Annotated in this window: 17 protein-coding genes and 1 pseudogene; 10 read left to right on the top strand and 8 right to left on the bottom strand. The window is 69.2% G+C overall.

The window, feature by feature from the left end:
• The 3 genes and pseudogenes from IEX93_RS11885 to IEX93_RS02115 all read left to right on the top strand — a co-directional run.
• Positions 1 to 193: pseudogene (locus IEX93_RS11885) on the top strand (integrase core domain-containing protein); the annotation flags it as partial.
• Between the two features lie 177 nt (positions 194 to 370).
• On the top strand, positions 371 to 1,051 hold the full coding sequence (locus IEX93_RS02120; RefSeq protein WP_188845955.1) for a zinc metallopeptidase: 681 nt from the start codon (positions 371 to 373) through the stop codon (positions 1,049 to 1,051).
• Complete coding sequence (locus tag IEX93_RS02115) at positions 1,052 to 1,300, top strand: TFIIB-type zinc ribbon-containing protein (protein WP_188845953.1); 249 nt, start codon at positions 1,052 to 1,054, stop codon at positions 1,298 to 1,300.
• Positions 1,301 to 1,344: 44 nt separating this feature from the next.
• On the opposite strand, the gene IEX93_RS02110 is transcribed toward IEX93_RS02115, so the two are convergent.
• The 7 genes from IEX93_RS02110 to IEX93_RS02080 are packed head-to-tail and all read right to left on the bottom strand — an operon-like array spanning position 1,345 to position 8,077.
• Positions 1,345 to 1,671: a nucleoside triphosphate pyrophosphohydrolase family protein gene (locus tag IEX93_RS02110; protein WP_188845951.1), complete on the bottom strand. Its 327-nt coding sequence runs from the start codon at positions 1,669 to 1,671 to the stop codon at positions 1,345 to 1,347.
• Positions 1,661 to 4,690 carry an SMC hinge domain-related protein gene (locus IEX93_RS02105; protein ID WP_188845949.1) on the bottom strand — a complete coding sequence of 1,010 codons (3,030 nt, stop codon included), beginning with the start codon at positions 4,688 to 4,690 and terminating at the stop codon, positions 1,661 to 1,663. The genes IEX93_RS02110 and IEX93_RS02105 overlap by 11 nt, the downstream gene beginning before the upstream one ends.
• Positions 4,687 to 5,193: a GerMN domain-containing protein gene (locus tag IEX93_RS02100; protein ID WP_188845947.1), complete on the bottom strand. Its 507-nt coding sequence runs from the start codon at positions 5,191 to 5,193 to the stop codon at positions 4,687 to 4,689. Before IEX93_RS02100 ends, IEX93_RS02105 begins: the two co-directional genes overlap by 4 nt.
• Positions 5,190 to 6,332, bottom strand: a complete 1,143-nt coding sequence (locus IEX93_RS02095; protein ID WP_188845945.1) for an N-acetylmuramoyl-L-alanine amidase — start codon at positions 6,330 to 6,332, stop codon at positions 5,190 to 5,192. Before IEX93_RS02095 ends, IEX93_RS02100 begins: the two co-directional genes overlap by 4 nt.
• Positions 6,329 to 6,763, bottom strand: coding sequence for an SsrA-binding protein SmpB (smpB, locus tag IEX93_RS02090; RefSeq protein ID WP_188845943.1), 435 nt, complete (start codon positions 6,761 to 6,763; stop codon positions 6,329 to 6,331). The genes IEX93_RS02095 and smpB overlap by 4 nt, the downstream gene beginning before the upstream one ends.
• Position 6,764: 1 nt before the next feature.
• Positions 6,765 to 7,472, bottom strand: a complete 708-nt coding sequence (locus IEX93_RS02085; protein WP_188845933.1) for a carbon-nitrogen hydrolase family protein — start codon at positions 7,470 to 7,472, stop codon at positions 6,765 to 6,767.
• Positions 7,472 to 8,077, bottom strand: a complete 606-nt coding sequence (locus tag IEX93_RS02080) for a biotin transporter BioY (RefSeq protein WP_188845932.1) — start codon at positions 8,075 to 8,077, stop codon at positions 7,472 to 7,474. The genes IEX93_RS02085 and IEX93_RS02080 overlap by 1 nt, the downstream gene beginning before the upstream one ends.
• Before the next feature lie 134 nt (positions 8,078 to 8,211).
• Here IEX93_RS02080 and gap point away from each other — a divergent pair, with 134 nt between their 5' ends.
• Genes gap through IEX93_RS02045 form a run of 7 tightly spaced genes read left to right on the top strand, consistent with a single transcriptional unit; the run spans position 8,212 to position 14,876 of the window.
• Positions 8,212 to 9,207 carry a type I glyceraldehyde-3-phosphate dehydrogenase gene (gap, locus tag IEX93_RS02075; protein WP_188845931.1) on the top strand — a complete coding sequence of 332 codons (996 nt, stop codon included), beginning with the start codon at positions 8,212 to 8,214 and terminating at the stop codon, positions 9,205 to 9,207.
• On the top strand, positions 9,208 to 10,377 hold the full coding sequence (locus tag IEX93_RS02070) for a phosphoglycerate kinase (protein ID WP_188845924.1): 1,170 nt from the start codon (positions 9,208 to 9,210) through the stop codon (positions 10,375 to 10,377).
• Positions 10,378 to 10,433: 56 nt separating this feature from the next.
• Positions 10,434 to 11,186, top strand: a complete 753-nt coding sequence (tpiA, locus tag IEX93_RS02065) for a triose-phosphate isomerase (protein WP_188845922.1) — start codon at positions 10,434 to 10,436, stop codon at positions 11,184 to 11,186.
• A gap of 10 nt (positions 11,187 to 11,196) precedes the next feature.
• Positions 11,197 to 12,342, top strand: coding sequence for a pyridoxal phosphate-dependent aminotransferase (locus tag IEX93_RS02060; RefSeq protein ID WP_188845919.1), 1,146 nt, complete (start codon positions 11,197 to 11,199; stop codon positions 12,340 to 12,342).
• Positions 12,311 to 13,351 (top strand): pyruvate dehydrogenase (acetyl-transferring) E1 component subunit alpha, encoded by a 1,041-nt coding sequence (gene pdhA / locus IEX93_RS02055; protein ID WP_188845917.1) that lies wholly within the window; start codon positions 12,311 to 12,313, stop codon positions 13,349 to 13,351. The genes IEX93_RS02060 and pdhA overlap by 32 nt, the downstream gene beginning before the upstream one ends.
• Positions 13,351 to 14,331 carry an alpha-ketoacid dehydrogenase subunit beta gene (locus IEX93_RS02050; protein WP_188845915.1) on the top strand — a complete coding sequence of 327 codons (981 nt, stop codon included), beginning with the start codon at positions 13,351 to 13,353 and terminating at the stop codon, positions 14,329 to 14,331. Before pdhA ends, IEX93_RS02050 begins: the two co-directional genes overlap by 1 nt.
• An 8-nt stretch (positions 14,332 to 14,339) precedes the next feature.
• Positions 14,340 to 14,876, top strand: a complete 537-nt coding sequence (locus tag IEX93_RS02045; protein ID WP_188845914.1) for a Uma2 family endonuclease — start codon at positions 14,340 to 14,342, stop codon at positions 14,874 to 14,876.
• Here IEX93_RS02045 and IEX93_RS02040 read toward each other — a convergent pair.
• Positions 14,873 to 15,190, bottom strand: a complete 318-nt coding sequence (locus tag IEX93_RS02040) for a DMT family transporter (protein ID WP_188845913.1) — start codon at positions 15,188 to 15,190, stop codon at positions 14,873 to 14,875. The genes IEX93_RS02045 and IEX93_RS02040 overlap by 4 nt on opposite strands.
• Positions 15,191 to 15,223: the final 33 nt, after the last annotated feature.

Below are 15,223 nucleotides of genomic sequence, written 5' to 3'. Positions count from 1 at the left end.
AGTTCTACACCCGGTCGTTGCCCTCACGGATTCCCGAGTTGCAGAGGGAGCTTGACGCCTACCTGGACCACTACAACCGTGAGCGACCCCACCGGGCCTTGGGGGGCCTGGCTCTTTTGGAGTACCTGGCTAGAATACGGGGGGAGACGGTCCCCGCAGAGTCTCAGATGTGCTGACCGACTACAGCTTCTTGCGAAAGGGTTTTGAACCTGCTATAAAGGGAACTGCGGGGAGTAGCCGCCCCGAAAGGGGCCAGCTGGTCGTCAGTACGGGAGGTTTCCCCGGTCGGCTGGGGCGCCATTAGGCGCATGGCGAGACCACCTTACAGGTGGCCTCGTTCCTTGTTGCTACCCCCGCAAGGAGGGAGACGATGGACGTGTTGGCGCTTGCTTTGATGGCCTTGGTCTTCGTGGCTAGCCTGGCCATCCAGGGAGGGCTACAGGCCACCTTCGCCCGCTACGCCCGGGTGGCCAACGCCCGGGGGCTCACGGGGGCCCAGGTGGCCCGGGCCATCCTGGACGCCCACGGCCTCACCCACGTGAGGGTGGAGCCGGTGCCGGGGGCCTTGACCGACCACTACGACCCCCACGCCAAGGCGGTGCGGCTTTCCGAGCCCAACTACGCTTCGCCTAGCCTGGCCGCCCTGGCGGTGGCCGCCCACGAGGTGGGGCATGCGGTCCAGGACGCCCAGGGCTACACCTGGCTTAGGGTGCGGGCGAGCCTTTGGCCGGCGGCGAGCCTGGGCAGCAACCTGGGGCCCATCCTGGTGGTGCTGGGGCTTATGGTGGGGGCCTTTGGCCTGGCCAAGCTGGGCCTTTACCTCTACTTGGCCGTGGCCCTCTTCCAGCTCATCACCCTGCCGGTGGAGTTTGACGCCTCGAGGCGGGCTTTGGACTTCCTGAAGCGCATGGGCTTTTTGGCCCCGCAGGAGATGGGCCCGGCGCGGCGGGTCCTCACCTGGGCGGCCCTCACCTACGTGGCGGCCCTGGCCAGCTCCTTGGCCACCATCCTCTACTACGCCAGCCTCCTCATGGGGCGTCGGGAGGAGTAGATGCCCCTTCTGCTTTGCCCCCACTGCGGCGTGGGCATGAAGGAGGTGGAGCGGCGGGGGGTGCTGGTGGACGTCTGCCCCCAGTGCGGGGGGGTGTGGCTGGACCGAGGGGAGCTGGAAAAGCTTCTGGCCGAGGCCCGGGAGGTGGAGCGGGCCTACGAGGCGGAGCTAGAGGCCTACCACCGCAAGGAGGGTAAGGCCTACCGGAAAAAGGGCCTCATGAAGCGGGTGCTGGACCTCTTTGACTGAGGGCCAGCCCGGGTGCCGCCCCCGGGGAGCCCCGGGGGCTTTTTCTACCGGTGGTCCCCGCTTCCCCCGAGGGTCCCCCGCTCTTTGCGGGAGCGGAGCTTCTTTAGGTTCCGCTCGGCCACCGCCTCGAGGCTCACGCCCAGGTCCGTGGCCACCTGGGCCACGTACCAGAGCACGTCCCCAAGCTCCAGGATCAGGGCCTCCCGTGTTTCTTCCGGCAGGGTTCCCCCGTGGTCGCGAAGGATCTTCTTCACCTTGTTGGCCAGCTCCCCCGCCTCCCCCACGAGGCCTAAGGTGGGGTAGAGGAGGCGGTAGGCCTCGGGGTAGAGGGCGGTCTTCTGGGCCTCTTTCTGGTAGGCGTCAAGGGTCATGGACCACCTCCTTACGGATGGCGTACACCCGGCTCACCCCGCCCTCGGCGGTCACCCCGTAGAGGGCGTGGCAGGCTTCCATGGTGCGCTTCTGGTGGGTGATGAGGATGAACTGCCGCCCCGAGCCCAGAAAGCGGGCGAAGCGGAGGAGGTTGGCCTCGTCCAAGGCGGCGTCCACCTCGTCCAAAACCGCCAGGGGAAGGCCCCCCTGAAGCTCCCCCAGGGCGAAGAGGAAGGCCAAGGCTCCGAGGGTCTTCTCCCCTAAGGAGAGGAGCCTCAGGTCCTGGGTGCGCTTGCCCTGGGGGACCAAAAGAAGCCTTAGCCCCTTGGCCTCCCGGCGCACCTCCGCCCTGGCCCCGAGGAGGGCGAGGGCGTTCTTTTGAAAGGCTTCCTGGAAGCGGAGGAAAGCTTCCTTGAGCCTTTCCCCGTAGGCCCGCTCCACCTCCTTGGCCTCGGCCTCGAGGCGGAGGAGGGCCTGGGTGGCCTCCTCCACCTCGGTCTCCTTTTGCCTTAGAGCTGCCTCCAGATCGGCAAGCTCCCGTTCCGCCAGGGCGTTCACCGGGCCTAGGGCCTGCCGCTCCCGCTCGGCCTGGGCGAGCCTTGCCTGAAGGGCCTTGGGGCTTCCGGGAAGGGGTTCTAGGGGCGGGAGCTCGGAGAGGGCCCGGTCCAGCTCCTCCCGCAGGGCCTCCCTTCGGGCCACCTGGAGGCGGAGGCCTTCCCGCTCGCCGAGGAGGGCGTTGAGGCGGGTCAGGGCCCGGGCCTCCTCCTCTAGGAGCTTCTTTCGCTCGGCCCGGAGGGCCTCCAGGGCCCGGTCCAGCTCCTCGGCCTCCCTCTTAAGGGGGGCGAGCTCCTCTAAGCGGGCCTCCAATTCCCCCAGGCGGGCCTTTAGGCGGCGGGCCTCTTCTTGGCTTTGGGCCCACTCCTCCCAGGCCCTTCGCCGGAGGTGCCAGCGCTCGTAGGCTTCGGCGGCTTCCAGAAGGGCCTCTAGGCCTTCCCTTTCCTTCCTAAGGGCTTCCAGGGAGGCCTCGTCCCAGGCCTCGCCGGGAGGCGTGGGGGGTGGGGGCGGGGGGGGAAGGGGGGCGGAAAGCCGGCTTTCCAGGGCCCGCAGGCGGACGCGGAGCTCCTCCAGGGCCTCGGGGCCGGGGAGGGTCAGGAGGGCCTCCTCCTCGGCCCGGATCCGGTCCCAAAGGCGCGCCCTCTCCTCGGCCACCGCCTCGAGGCGGCTCCTTAGGCGGAGGGCCTCCCCGCCCCCCTTAAGCCTCCCCCCGGTGAGGGCCCCGTGCCGCTCCAGGACCTCCCCTTCCAGGGTTACCAGCCGCTCCCGCCCCCCGGCCCTGCGGTAGGCCAGGGCGGCCTCCAGGTCCTGGAAGACCAGGGTGTCCCCCAGAAGAACGAGGAGGAGGGCCTCCTCGGGAAGCCCGGGGGTCCGGAGGCGTGCCAGCCGGTAGGCGGGGCCTAGGAGGCCCGGGGCCTTGGGGGGGCTTGGGCGCGGGGGCGGGTGGAGGAGGGTGAGGGCGAGGAAGGTGGCCCGCCCTCCCTCCCGCTTGAGGCGGGCGATGGCCTCCTGGGCCGCCCTCTCGTCCCGGGCAAGGACCCACTGGAGCCGGGGGCCCAAGGCCACCTCCAGGGCCACCTCCAGCCCCGCCTCCGGGCGCACCAGGTCCGCCACCACCCCCAGGATCCCGGGCAGGTTCCGCACCCTCCGGGGGCCCTCCTGCAGGTCGGTGCCCGCCTCGAGGAAGCGCCTAAGGCGGGCCTCCTCCTCGGCGAGGGCGTGCGCCTTGGCCCGGAGCTCGGCCAGGGCCCTTTCCCGGGCCTTGCGGGCCTCCACCTGGGGCAGGAGGCGGTCCAGGGCCGCCCGCACCTCCTGGCGCTCCACCTCCAGGGCCTCCCGCTCTTTGAGGGCCTCCTGGTGGACGCGAAGCCTTTCCTCGTGGCGGGCCAGGGCCTCCTGGTAGCGGTGCCAATCGGCCTCCAGGCGCCGCTTCTTAGCGAGGAGGGCCTCCTCCCTTTTCCGTAGGTCCCTCAAGGCCCGGAGGGCCTCCTCCCGGGAGAGGGGAGGCGTGGGAGGCGGGGGGCCCGGGTCCTCGGGCGGGGGGCGGTCCAGGGCCTGGAGGATCCTCCGGAGCTCCTGGGCCTCCGCCCTAAAGGCCTCCCCCTCTTTGAGGGCCAGGCGGAGGGCCTCGAGGCGCCCCCTTAGGGCCTCCGCCTCTTCCTCCAGGGCCTTTAGGCGTTGGGCGAGGGCCTTGCGGGCCCCCTCCAGTTCCCTTTCCTCCGCCTCCAGGGCCTTCAGACGCTCCTGGGCCCGGGCGATCTCCTTCTCCGCCTCCTCCTTGCGGGCGAGGAGGAGGCTTCCCTTGAGGCGGAGGAGGAGGAGGTCCAAGGCCCGCGCCTTCTCTGCACGCTCGGCCTCCTCCCGGAGGCCCTTGGCCCTTTCCCTTAGCCCCTTTAGCTCCTCCTCCCGGGCGGCGAGGAGGTCCAGGGCTTCCCGGAGCCTTTCCTCCGTGGCCCGGGCGGCCTCGGCCACGGGGCGCAGCCCGGCGGCCTCCTCCAGGTGGCCCAGAAGGGCCTCCTCGGGGGCTTCCAAAAGGGCCCCCACCTCTCCTTGCCCCACGATGGCGTACCCGCCCCGGCCCAGGCCCGTCCCCGAGAGGTGGAGGGCCAGGGCCTTGGCGCTTGCGGGCCGGCCGTTGACCTTGAGGAGGCTACGCTCCCCTTCTATGCGCCTTTCCACCACCAGGCGCTCCCCACCCCGGGAAAGCTCCAGCCGCACCTCGGCGAAGCCCTTGGGCGGGCTTCCCGCCCCCCCGTGGAAGAGGAGGGCCTTTAGCTCCTGGCCCCGAAGCTCCTGGGCCCGGGCCCCGGTGACGAAGCGGAGGGCCTCCACCAGGTTGCTCTTGCCCGAGCCGTTGGGGCCGATGATCCCCGTGACGGGGTCGGGGAAATCCAGAAGGGTCCTTTCGGCGAAGGACTTGAACCCTTGGAGGACGAGGCGGTCTATGCGCCAGCTTTCCTTCATGGCATCCGGATGGGTTTGGAGAGGTCTAGATGGGCGAGGCCCGGGCTTGGGGCGCCCTCCACCAGGAAGCGCACCTCCTGGGCCTGGGGGAAGGTGGCGAGGAGGCTATAGGCCAGGCTGTAGATCCGGTAGACCTCCCCCCTGGCGTCCAGGCCCCGGGCGAAGTCCCGGGGAAGGTCCACCACCAGGCTCCCTCCCAGGCGGTAGAGGGCCTTGGGGTGGGGGGAGCCCGTCTTTTGGGCCCAGGCCTCGAGGGCCTTCCCCTCCGGGGTTTCCCCGGGGTTTAAGGGAAGGGTTTCCGTCTCCCGGAGGAAGCCTTGGGGCGGGTTGGGCCGGTAGAGGACCAGGACCAGCTGGTTCGCCTCCTGGGCGGGCTCGCTTGCGGGCAGGGGCAGGGCTTGGCTTCTTGGGGCGCTGGTTCCTTGCACGTAGACCCAAAGCCCGAGCAGGAAGACCAGAAGTCCAAACAGGTTCCAGGGGGTGAGAAGGGCGCGCCACCTCATGGCAGGTACGCCTCCAGGGCCTGGGCGATGGCCTGGGCCAGGGCCTCCCGGGCCTCGGGGGTGGCCAGGCGCTCGGCCCCGATCTCCAGAAGGACCGCCGCTCCCGGGATGTCGGTGAGGGCGTAGGGGCCCTCGGCCCGGGCCACGGGGATGCCCAAGGCGCCAAAGGCCTTTTCCAGGGCCTCCGCTAGCTGCCTCGGGTCCCCGGCGTAGGCCTTGAGGAGCCGGGCCTGCTCCTCAGGGGCGGTGCGGAGAAGCTCGGGGGCGCTTTGTGCCAAGGGGCCGGTGCGGCCATCGGGCAGGTAGAGGTTCACCTCCCTGCCCCGGGTCACGTGGAGGGAGACCAGGACGGAGGCCTGCTTGGCCTGGGCCAGGCGGTCTTCCAGGGAAAGGGAAACGTCCTGGGTCCGGGTGAGGCGGGCCTGGGGCAGGCGGCGGGCCACCCGCCGGGCCAGGTCCAGGGTCAAGTCCTTCTCCGAGACCCCATCCAGGACGAGGCCCGGGTCCTCCCCCCCGTGCCCGGGGTCTAGGAGCACCAGGGGGGCGGGCTTAGACAAGGGGCCCCACTCCAGGGCCACCCTCCCTCCCCCGGGGTAGTAGAGCCGGTCCGGGGGGGTGTCCAGGGAGAGGAAAAGGCCTTCCGCTTCCTGGCGGAACCCCGCGCCCTGCCCCTGGGCCAGGAGGAAGAGGATCCCCCCGGGGCGCACCAGGGCGTTCACCTCACGGCTGAAGCGGAGCACCAGGCGGTCCTGTTCCCGCTCCACCCCCAAAAGGACCGCCCAGGGAAGGCTTAGGGCGACGCCCGCCTGGGCCTGGTACTGGAGGCCCAGGGCCTCGGCCAGAGGGCGCAAGGGGACGTAGACCTTTCCCTGGTGGAGCCAGGCGGCCTGTTGCCGCACCGCCTGCCCCTCGTTTTCCAAAACGGGGAAGCGGCGGTAGCGGCTTCCGAGGCCTAAGGCCACCTCCTTTTCCGTGCGCCAGAGGGCAAGCCCGAGCCCTCGGGCTAGAAGCTCCGCCTCCCCGTAGGAGACCCCTCGGTTTCCGGGGTAAAGGGCCTCCCCCGCGAGGGGGCCCACCCGCAAGGGCTTGGGCGCCTGGGCCAGGGCCAAGGCCAGGAGGGGAACCCAAAGCCACCTCATAGCTCCTCCAGGGCCCGCGCTAGGGCCTTCCGCTTGTCCTCTTCCTTCTTCTGGTAGGCCTTCTTCCCCCGGGCGAGGCCCAAAAGCACCTTGGCGTAGCCCCGCTCGTTGAAGTAGATCTTGAGGGGAACCAGGGTCAGGCCCTTCTGCTGTACCTTGCCGAGGAGGCGCTTGAGCTCGTGGCGGTGGAGGAGGAGCTTGCGCTTGCGGCGGGGGTCCACGTTGGCGTAGGACCCCTTCTCGTAGGGGGCGATGTAGAGATTTTCCAGGTAAAGCTCCCCGTCCTCAAACTTGGCGAAGCTTCCCGTGAAGTCCACCTTGCCCGCCCTTAGGGACTTCACCTCCGTCCCTTTGAGGACGATGCCCGCCTCGTAGGTCTCCAGGATCTCGTAGTCGTGCCGCGCCCGGCGGTTCTCCAGCACGGGGGCCATCTTACCAAAGCCGGTAGAGGTCTTCCCGGCGGTGCCGGAGGAGAGGGTAGCGGGCCCGGTAGGCCTCAAGGAAACCCCAGTCGGGCTCGGCCAAAAGCAGCCCTTCCTCCTCTCTACGCCCCAGGACCCGCCCGTCGGGGGATACGAAAAGGGAGGGGCTTCCCGTGTCCGCGCGGCTCGCCAGGAAGAGGTAGGCCTGGTTTTCCGCCGCCCGGGCCCGGGCGAGGACCTCCATTAGCCCCGCGTAGGCCCCGGGCCAGGCGGCCCCCACCAGGAAGCCCTCCGCGCCCCTTAGGGCGTAGAGGCGGAAGAGCTCGGGAAAGTCCAGGTCGTAGCAGAGCCCGAGGCCAAAGGTGCGCCCTTCCCAGGTCCAAAGGACCGGGGCCTCCCCGGGCCTTAGGCCCTCGTCCCCTTCTTCCCCCGCCGCCCGGTAGAGGTGGAGTTTGGCGTAGGCGGGGCCTTGGGGGAAGGCTTGGAGGCGGTTTTGCCCCTCCTGGAGGTGCCCCACAAGGAGCCGAAGCCCCGCTTCCTCCGAGAGCTCCCTAAGGGCCTCGGGAAGCCCGGGGTCTTCCCGCTTGCCCAAAACGAGCTCGGGGAGGAGCAAAAGCCCCGCCCCCCGGTCCCGGGCCTCTTGGGCCAGGGGGCGGAGGGCCTTGAGGAGTTCCCTTAGGCTTTCCCGCTTGGCCAGGTGGGCCAGGGCCAGGCGCATCACCTACGGCCCAGGAAGCGCCAGGCGGTGGGGAGGAGAAGGGCGGCGAGGACCGCCTTCACCAGGTCTCCGGGGATGAAGGGGAAAAGCCCCATGGCGAGAAGCCCCCCCAACCCGGTGAACTTCCCCGCCCCCGTGAGCCAGGCGGCAAGCCAGGGAAGCCCCACCAGGTAGAGGAGGGCGTTCCCCAGGAGCATGGCGAGGAGGGTGCCGAGGAAGCTCCGGTCTAGGCCGAGGCGCTCCACCAAAAGCCCCACCAGCCCCGCCGCCAGGGGGAAGGCCAGGAGAAAGCCCCCGGTGGGCCCCAGGATCTGGGTGATTCCCCCCGTGCCCCCGGCGAAGACGGGAAGCCCCATGGCCCCCTTCAGGAGGTAGGCGAGGAGGGCCAGGAAGCCGAGCCGGCTTCCCAAAGCCGCCCCCACCAGGAGGATCCCCAGGGTCTGCCCGGTGATGGGCACCGGGCTAAAGGGAAGGGGGATGGCGATCCGGGCGGTGAGGGCCACGAAGAGGCTTCCCCCGAGGACGAGGAGAAGGTCCCTTAGGAGGGTGCGCTCGGGCCAGAGGGTTTTGGCCAGGGGAACGTAGGGCAAAGCCTTGGTTTCCATAGCTCCTCCTTTTTCCCGCCTCGAGGCGGTTCGTCAACCAACCTAGCCTCCTAGGGTTTACCTGTCAAGGGCTGCCCGTCTCGGGGGTATACTAGGCCTGGAAGCCCTTTTGGGGCTTTTCGGGAGGTGAAGCCATGAAGATCGGGATCAACGGGTTCGGCCGCATCGGGCGTCAGGTGTTCCGCATCCTCCACCAGCGGGGCCTCGAGGTGGCCCTTATCAACGACCTTACCGACAACAAGACCCTGGCCCACCTGTTGAAGTACGACTCCACCTACGGCCGCTTCCCCGGGGAGGTGGGCTACGACGAGGAAAACCTCTACGTGGACGGCAAGGCCATCCGGGCCACCGCCATCAAGGACCCCAAGGAGATCCCCTGGAAGGAGGCCGGGGTGGCCCTGGTGGTGGAGTCCACCGGGGTCTTCACCGACGCCGAGAAGGCCAAGGCCCACCTCGAGGCCGGGGCCAAGAAGGTGATCATCACCGCCCCCGCCAAGGGGGAGGACATCACCATCGTCCTCGGGGTGAACCAGGACCAGTACGACCCCGCCAAGCACCACATCATCTCCAACGCCAGCTGCACCACCAACTCCTTAGCCCCCGTGATGAAGGTCCTGGAGGAGGCCTTCGGGGTGGAGAAGGCCCTTATGACCACGGTCCACTCCTACACCAACGACCAGCGCCTCCTGGACCTGCCCCACAAGGACCTGCGCCGGGCCCGGGCCGCCGCCATCAACATCATCCCCACCACCACCGGGGCGGCCAAGGCCACCGCCTTGGTCCTCCCCTCCTTGAAGGGCCGCTTTGACGGGATGGCCCTAAGGGTGCCCACGCCCACGGGGAGCATCTCCGACATCACCGCCCTCCTCAAGCGGGAGGTGACCGCCGAGGAGGTGAACGCCGCCCTCAAGGCGGCGGCCGAGGGCCCCTTGAAGGGCATCCTGGCCTACACCGAGGACGAGATCGTCCTCCAGGACATCGTCATGGACCCCCACTCCTCCATCGTGGACGGCAAGCTCACCAAGGCCATCGGCAACCTGGTCAAGGTCTTCGCCTGGTACGACAACGAGTGGGGCTACGCCAACCGGGTGGCCGACCTGGTGGAGTTTGTCCTGAAGAAGGGGGTCTAGATGCGGACCCTCCGCGACCTAGACCCTAGGGGCAAGCGGGTCCTGGTGCGGGTGGACTATAACGTTCCCGTCCAGGACGGGAAGGTCCAGGACGAGACCCGCATCCAGGAAAGCCTTCCCACCCTGCGCCACCTCCTCGCCGGGGGGGCTTCCCTCATTCTCCTCTCCCACCTGGGCCGCCCCAAGGGGCCTGACCCCAAGTATTCCCTGGCCCCTGTGGCCGAGGCCCTTAAGGCCTACCTCCCCTCGGTGCGTTTCGTGCCCCACCCGCCCGGCTCCGAGGAGGCCTTCCAAGAGGTGCAAGGGCTTTCCCCCGGGGAGGTGGCCCTTTTGGAAAACGTCCGCTTTGAGCCCGGGGAGGAGAAGAACGACCCGGAGCTCGCCGCCCGCTACGCCAGGCTCGGGGAGGCCTTCGTCCTGGACGCCTTTGGGAGCGCCCACCGGGCCCACGCCAGCGTGGTGGGGGTGGCGCGGCTCCTTCCCGCCTACGCCGGCTTCCTCATGGAGAAGGAGGTGAGGGCCCTTTCCCGGCTCCTCCAAGCGCCGGAAAGGCCCTACGCCGTGGTCCTGGGCGGGGCCAAGGTCTCCGATAAGATCGGGGTCATTGAAAGCCTTCTTCCCCGGATAGACCGGCTTTTCATCGGCGGGGCCATGGCCTTCACCTTCCTCAAGGCCCTAGGGGGCGAGGTGGGGAAGAGCCTGGTGGAGGAAGACCGGCTGGATTTGGCCAGGGACCTCCTCCGCCGGGCGGAGGCGCTGGGGGTGCAGGTCCACCTCCCCCAGGACGTGGTGGCGGCCGAGGCCATCGCCCCGGGGGTGGAGACCCGGATCTTCCCGGCCCGGGCCATCCCCGTCCCCTACATGGGCCTAGACATCGGCCCCAGGACGCAAGAGGCCTTCGCCGAGGCCCTGAAAGGAGCGAAGACAGTCTTCTGGAACGGGCCCATGGGGGTCTTTGAGGTCCCCCCCTTTGACCAGGGCACCCTGGCGGTGGGGCGGGCGATCGCCGCCCTCGAGGGCGCCTTTAGCGTGGTGGGCGGGGGCGACTCGGTGGCGGCGGTGAACCGCCTGGGCCTCAAGGAGCGCTTCGGCCACGTCTCCACCGGGGGCGGGGCGAGCCTGGAGTTCCTGGAGAAGGGCACCCTGCCCGGGATAGAGGTCCTGGAGTAGGCCCCCCTGCCCTTGCGCCCGCCCCGAAGGGGGCGGGCTTTCGCTATGATGGGCCCATGCGCCGGGTTCTTGTGGCCGGGAACTGGAAGATGCACAAGGTGCCTTCCGAGGCCAGGGTGTGGCTTGCGGAGCTTAAGCGCCTCCTTCCCCCCTTGGAGGCGGAGGCCGCCATCCTCCCCGCCTTCCCCATCCTCCCCGTGGCCAAGGAGGTCCTCTCGGAAACCCAGGTCGCCTACGGGGCCCAGGACGTCTCCGCCCACAGGGAAGGGGCCTACACGGGGGAGGTCTCCGCCCGGATGCTTAAGGATTTGGGCTGCCGCTACGCCATCGTGGGCCACTCGGAAAGGCGCCGCTACCACCACGAGACGGACGCCCTGGTGGCGGAGAAGGCCAAAAGGCTTCTGGAGGAGGGGATCACCCCCATCCTCTGCGTGGGGGAGCCTTTGGAGGTGCGGGAAAGGGGAGAGGCGGAGGCCTACACCCTAAGGCAACTTCTGGGAAGCCTCGAGGGGGTGGAGCCCGAGGGGCCTGAGCGCCTGGTCATCGCCTACGAGCCCGTCTGGGCCATCGGCACCGGGAAAAACGCCACCCCCGAGGACGCCGAGGCCATGCACCGGGCGATCCGGAAGGCCCTCTCGGAGCGCTACGGGGAGGCCTTCGCTAGCCGGGTGCGCATCCTCTACGGGGGGAGCGTGAACCCCAAGAACTTCGCCGACCTCCTTTCCATGCCCAACGTGGACGGGGGGCTTGTGGGCGGGGCGAGCCTGGAGCTGGAAAGCTTCCTGGCCCTTTTAAGAATTGCGGGGTAAGCTTATACCTATGCGGCTCCACCCCCGGACCCAGGCGGCCAAGGAGAGCATCTTCCCCAAGATGAGCCAGCTGGCCCAGCGCCTTGGGGCGGTGAACCTGGGCCAGGGCTTCCCCTCTAACCCCCCGCCCCCCTTTCTCCTCGAGGCGGTGCGGCGGGCCTTGGGCCGATACGACCAGTACGCCCCCCCGGCGGGATTTCCCGCCCTTCGGGAGGCCTTGGCGGAGGAGTTCGCCGCCGAGCCCGAAAGCGTGGTGGTCACCTCCGGGGCCACGGAGGCCCTTTACGTCCTCCTGCAAAGCCTGGCGGGCCCGGGGGACGAGGTGGTGGTGCTGGAGCCCTTCTTTGACGTGTACCTTCCCGACGCCTTCCTGGCCGGGGCGGAGGTTAGGCTTGTCCGCCTGGACCTTACCCCGGAGGGCTTCCGCCTGGACATGACTGCCCTTGAGAGGGCCATCACCCCTAGGACCAGGCTCCTCCTCCTCAACACCCCCATGAACCCCACGGGGCGCCTCTTCGGCGAGGCGGAGCTTAAGGCCATCGCCCGCCTTGCGCAAAAGCACGATCTCTTCCTCGTCTCCGACGAGGTCTACGACGAGCTCTACTTTGGGGAAAGGCCTAGGCGCCTAAGGGACCTCGCCCCCGAGCGCACCTTCACCGTGGGAAGCGCCGGCAAGCGCCTCGAGGCCACCGGCTACCGGGTGGGCTGGATCGTGGGGCCCAAGGAGTTCATGCCCCGCCTTGCGGGGATGCGCCAGTGGACGAGCTTCTCGGCCCCCACCCCCTTGCAGGCCGGGGTGGCCGAGGCCCTAAGGGCGGCCCGCAGGGAGGGGTTCTACGAGGCCCTGCGGGAAAGCTACCGGAAAAGGCGGGACCTCTTGGCCCAGGGGCTTAGGGCCTTGGGGCTTAGGGTCTACGTCCCCGAGGGCACCTACTTCCTCATGGCGGAACTTCCCGGCTGGGACGCTTTTTCCCTGGTGGAGGCGGCCCGGGTGGCCCTGATCCCCGCCTCCGCCTTCTACCGGGAAGACCCCCCCAAGGACCTCTTTCGCTTCGCCTTCTGCAAGAGCGAGGAGGAGCTTTCCCTGGCGCTGGAGCGCCTGGCCCTTGTGGTAAACTCCCCCCGTGAAGCCCAAGGTGGTGCGGTATCTGGATAAGGGGGAGTTTCCCCTAGCGGAGGAAGAAGCCCTAAGGCTCTACCGGGCCATGCGCAGGGCCCGGTTTTTTGACGAGAAGGCCCTAACCCTCCAGCGCCAAGGCCGCCTCGGGGTATACCCGCCCTTCATGGGCCAGGAGGCGGCCCAGGTGGGGGTGGCCTTGGCCCTGGAGGAGGGGGACTGGGTGGTGCCCAGCTACCGGGAAAGCGCCATGCTCCTCGCCAAGGGGCTTCCCATCCACACCCTGATCCTCTACTGGCGGGCTCACCCTGCGGGCTGGCGCTTCCCTGAAGGGGTAAGGGCAGTGAACCCCTACATCCCCATCGCCACCCAGATCCCCCAGGCGGTGGGGCTCGCCCTGGCCGGGCGCTACCGGGGGGAGGACTGGGTGGTGGCCACCTCCATCGGGGACGGGGGGACGAGCGAAGGGGACTTCCACGAGGGGCTGAACTTCGCCGCCGTCTTTGACGCCCCCGTGGTCTTCCTGGTGCAGAACAACGGCTACGCCATCAGTGTCCCCCGGAGCAAGCAGATGAGGGTGGACTACGTGGCCCGGCGGGCCGAGGGGTACGGGATGCCCGGGGTGGTGGTGGACGGGAACGACGCCTTCGCCGTGTACCTGGAGGCCAAGAAGGCGGTGGAACGGGCCAGGAAGGGGGAGGGGCCCACCCTCCTCGAGGCCCTCACCTACCGCCTCGCCCCCCACACCACCTCCGACGACCCCTCCCGCTACCGCTCCAAGGAAGAGGAGGAGGCCTGGCGGAGGAAGGACCCCATCCTCCGCTTAAGGAAGGCCTTGGAGGAGCGAGGCCTATGGGACGAGGAGCGGGAAAGGGCCCTCTTGGCGGAGCTAGAGGAGGAGTTTTCCCGGGAGCTCGCCTTGGCGGATAGCGCCCCCGAGCCCCGGCCCGAGGAGATCGTGGAGCACGTCTACGCCGAGATGGGCCCCGACCAGAAGCGGGCCTGGGAGGCCCTTAGGCGAGGCCTCCACGTGGAGGAGGTGGGGTGATGCGCGTCCTCAACATGGTCCAAGCCATCAACGAGGCCCTGGACCTGGCCCTGGCCAAGGACGAGAGGGTCTTGGTCTTCGGGGAGGACGTGGGGCGGCTCGGGGGGGTCTTCCGGGTCACGGAGGGCCTCCAGGCCAAGTACGGGGAGAGCCGGGTCTTTGACACGCCCCTAGCGGAAAGCGGCATCCTGGGCATGGCCATCGGGCTTGCCATGGGGGGGATGCGGCCCGTGGCCGAGATCCAGTTCGCCGGCTTCCTCTATCCCGCCTTGGACCAGATCCTCTCCCACCTCGGCCGCTGGCGGCACCGCTCCCGGGGGCGGGTGGGGCTTCCCGTGGTGGTGCGGGCCCCTTACGGCGGGGGCGTCCACACCCCCGAGCAGCACGCCGACTCCCCCGAGGCCATCCTCGCCCACACCCCTGGGGTCAAGGTGGTGATCCCCGCAAGCCCGGAAAGGGCCAAGGGCCTCCTCCTCGCCGCCATTGAGGACGAGGACCCGGTCTTCTTCCTCGAGGCCATCAAGCTCTACCGGGGGGCGAGGGCGGAGGTGCCGGAAGGGTACTACACCCTCCCCCTGGGCAAGGCCCGCATCCTCCGGGAAGGAAAGGCCGCCACCCTGATCGGCTACGGGGGCATGGTGGAGGTGATGCTGGAGGCGGCGGAGGTGGCGAAGAGGGAAGGGGTGGAGGTCATGGTGGTGGACCTGGAGACCCTGGTCCCCCTGGACGAGGACACGCTCCTTGCCGCCGTCAGGGAAACGGGCCGGGCCATCGTGGTGTACGAGGCCATGCGCACCGGGGGCTTCGGCGCCGAGATCGCCGCCCGCATCGCCGAAGGGGCCCTAGACTACCTCCAGGCCCCTGTGCTCCGGGTGGCGGGCTACGACGCCCCCTACCCGCCCTTTAGCGCCATTGAGCACCTCTACCGCCCCAACGCCAAGAGGGTCCTCGCCGCCTTGCGGAAGGTGCTAACCTACTAGGGAGGCCCATGGTCAAGACCCGCCTGAAAGCCGAGGAGTTCTTCGCCCTCCCCTTGGAGCGGGGGGAGCTGGTGGACGGGGAGGTCCGGGAGGCGATGCCGCCCAAGCCTGAGCACGGGAGGATTGCTGGGGAGGTGTTCTTCCGTATCCGTCTTTGGCTGGAGGAGACCCGGCTTGGGGTGGCCGGGGTGGAGGGGGGGTTTGTCCTCCGGCGCGACCCCGACCGGGTGCGAAGCCCGGATGTCTGGTACCTCTCCCGGGAGCGCCTAGAAGCCATCGCCCGGGAGGGCTTCTACGAGGGGGCCCCGGACCTGGCGGTGGAGGTGGTCTCCCCTGGGGAGGAGGCCCTAGGCCTTCTCGCCAAGGTGCTGGACTACCTCGAGGCCGGCGCCAAGGCCGTTTGGCTGGTCTACCCCGAGCTTAAGGCGGCGGAGGTCTACGGCCCGGACGGCCGGGGGCGGCTTTTGGGGCTGGGGGAGGCCCTGGAGGGCGGGGAGGTCCTTCCCGGGTTTCGCCTCCCCCTCTCCGAGCTTTTCGGCTCCTAGTCGGCGAGGCGGATGAGGACCACCCCCATCACCACCAGGGCGATGCCGAGCCACCCCTTTGGGGAGACGGCCTCCCCGAAGAAAAAGGCCCCGATGAGGGCGATGGCCACCGTCCCCACCCCCGACCAGACGGCGTAGGCCAGGCTCAGGGGAACGCTCTTAAGGGCCAGGCTCAGGAAGTAGAAGGCGAGCCCATACCCCCCAAGCACCGCCAGGGTGGGCCAAAGCCGGCTGAATCCCTCGGAAGCCTTCAGGCTGCTGGAGGCCAGGACCTCAAAGAGAATGGCCAGAAAGAGAAAGCTCCAACCCGTCATCCCCCTAAGGCTACCTTGGGGCGGCCCTTAGCC

It is taken from the genome of Thermus composti (assembly GCF_014647535.1).
GTDB classification, from domain to species: domain Bacteria; phylum Deinococcota; class Deinococci; order Deinococcales; family Thermaceae; genus Thermus; species Thermus composti.
The sequence above is the reverse complement of the archived record's forward strand: the minus strand, read 5'-3'. Positions and strand labels throughout refer to the sequence as shown.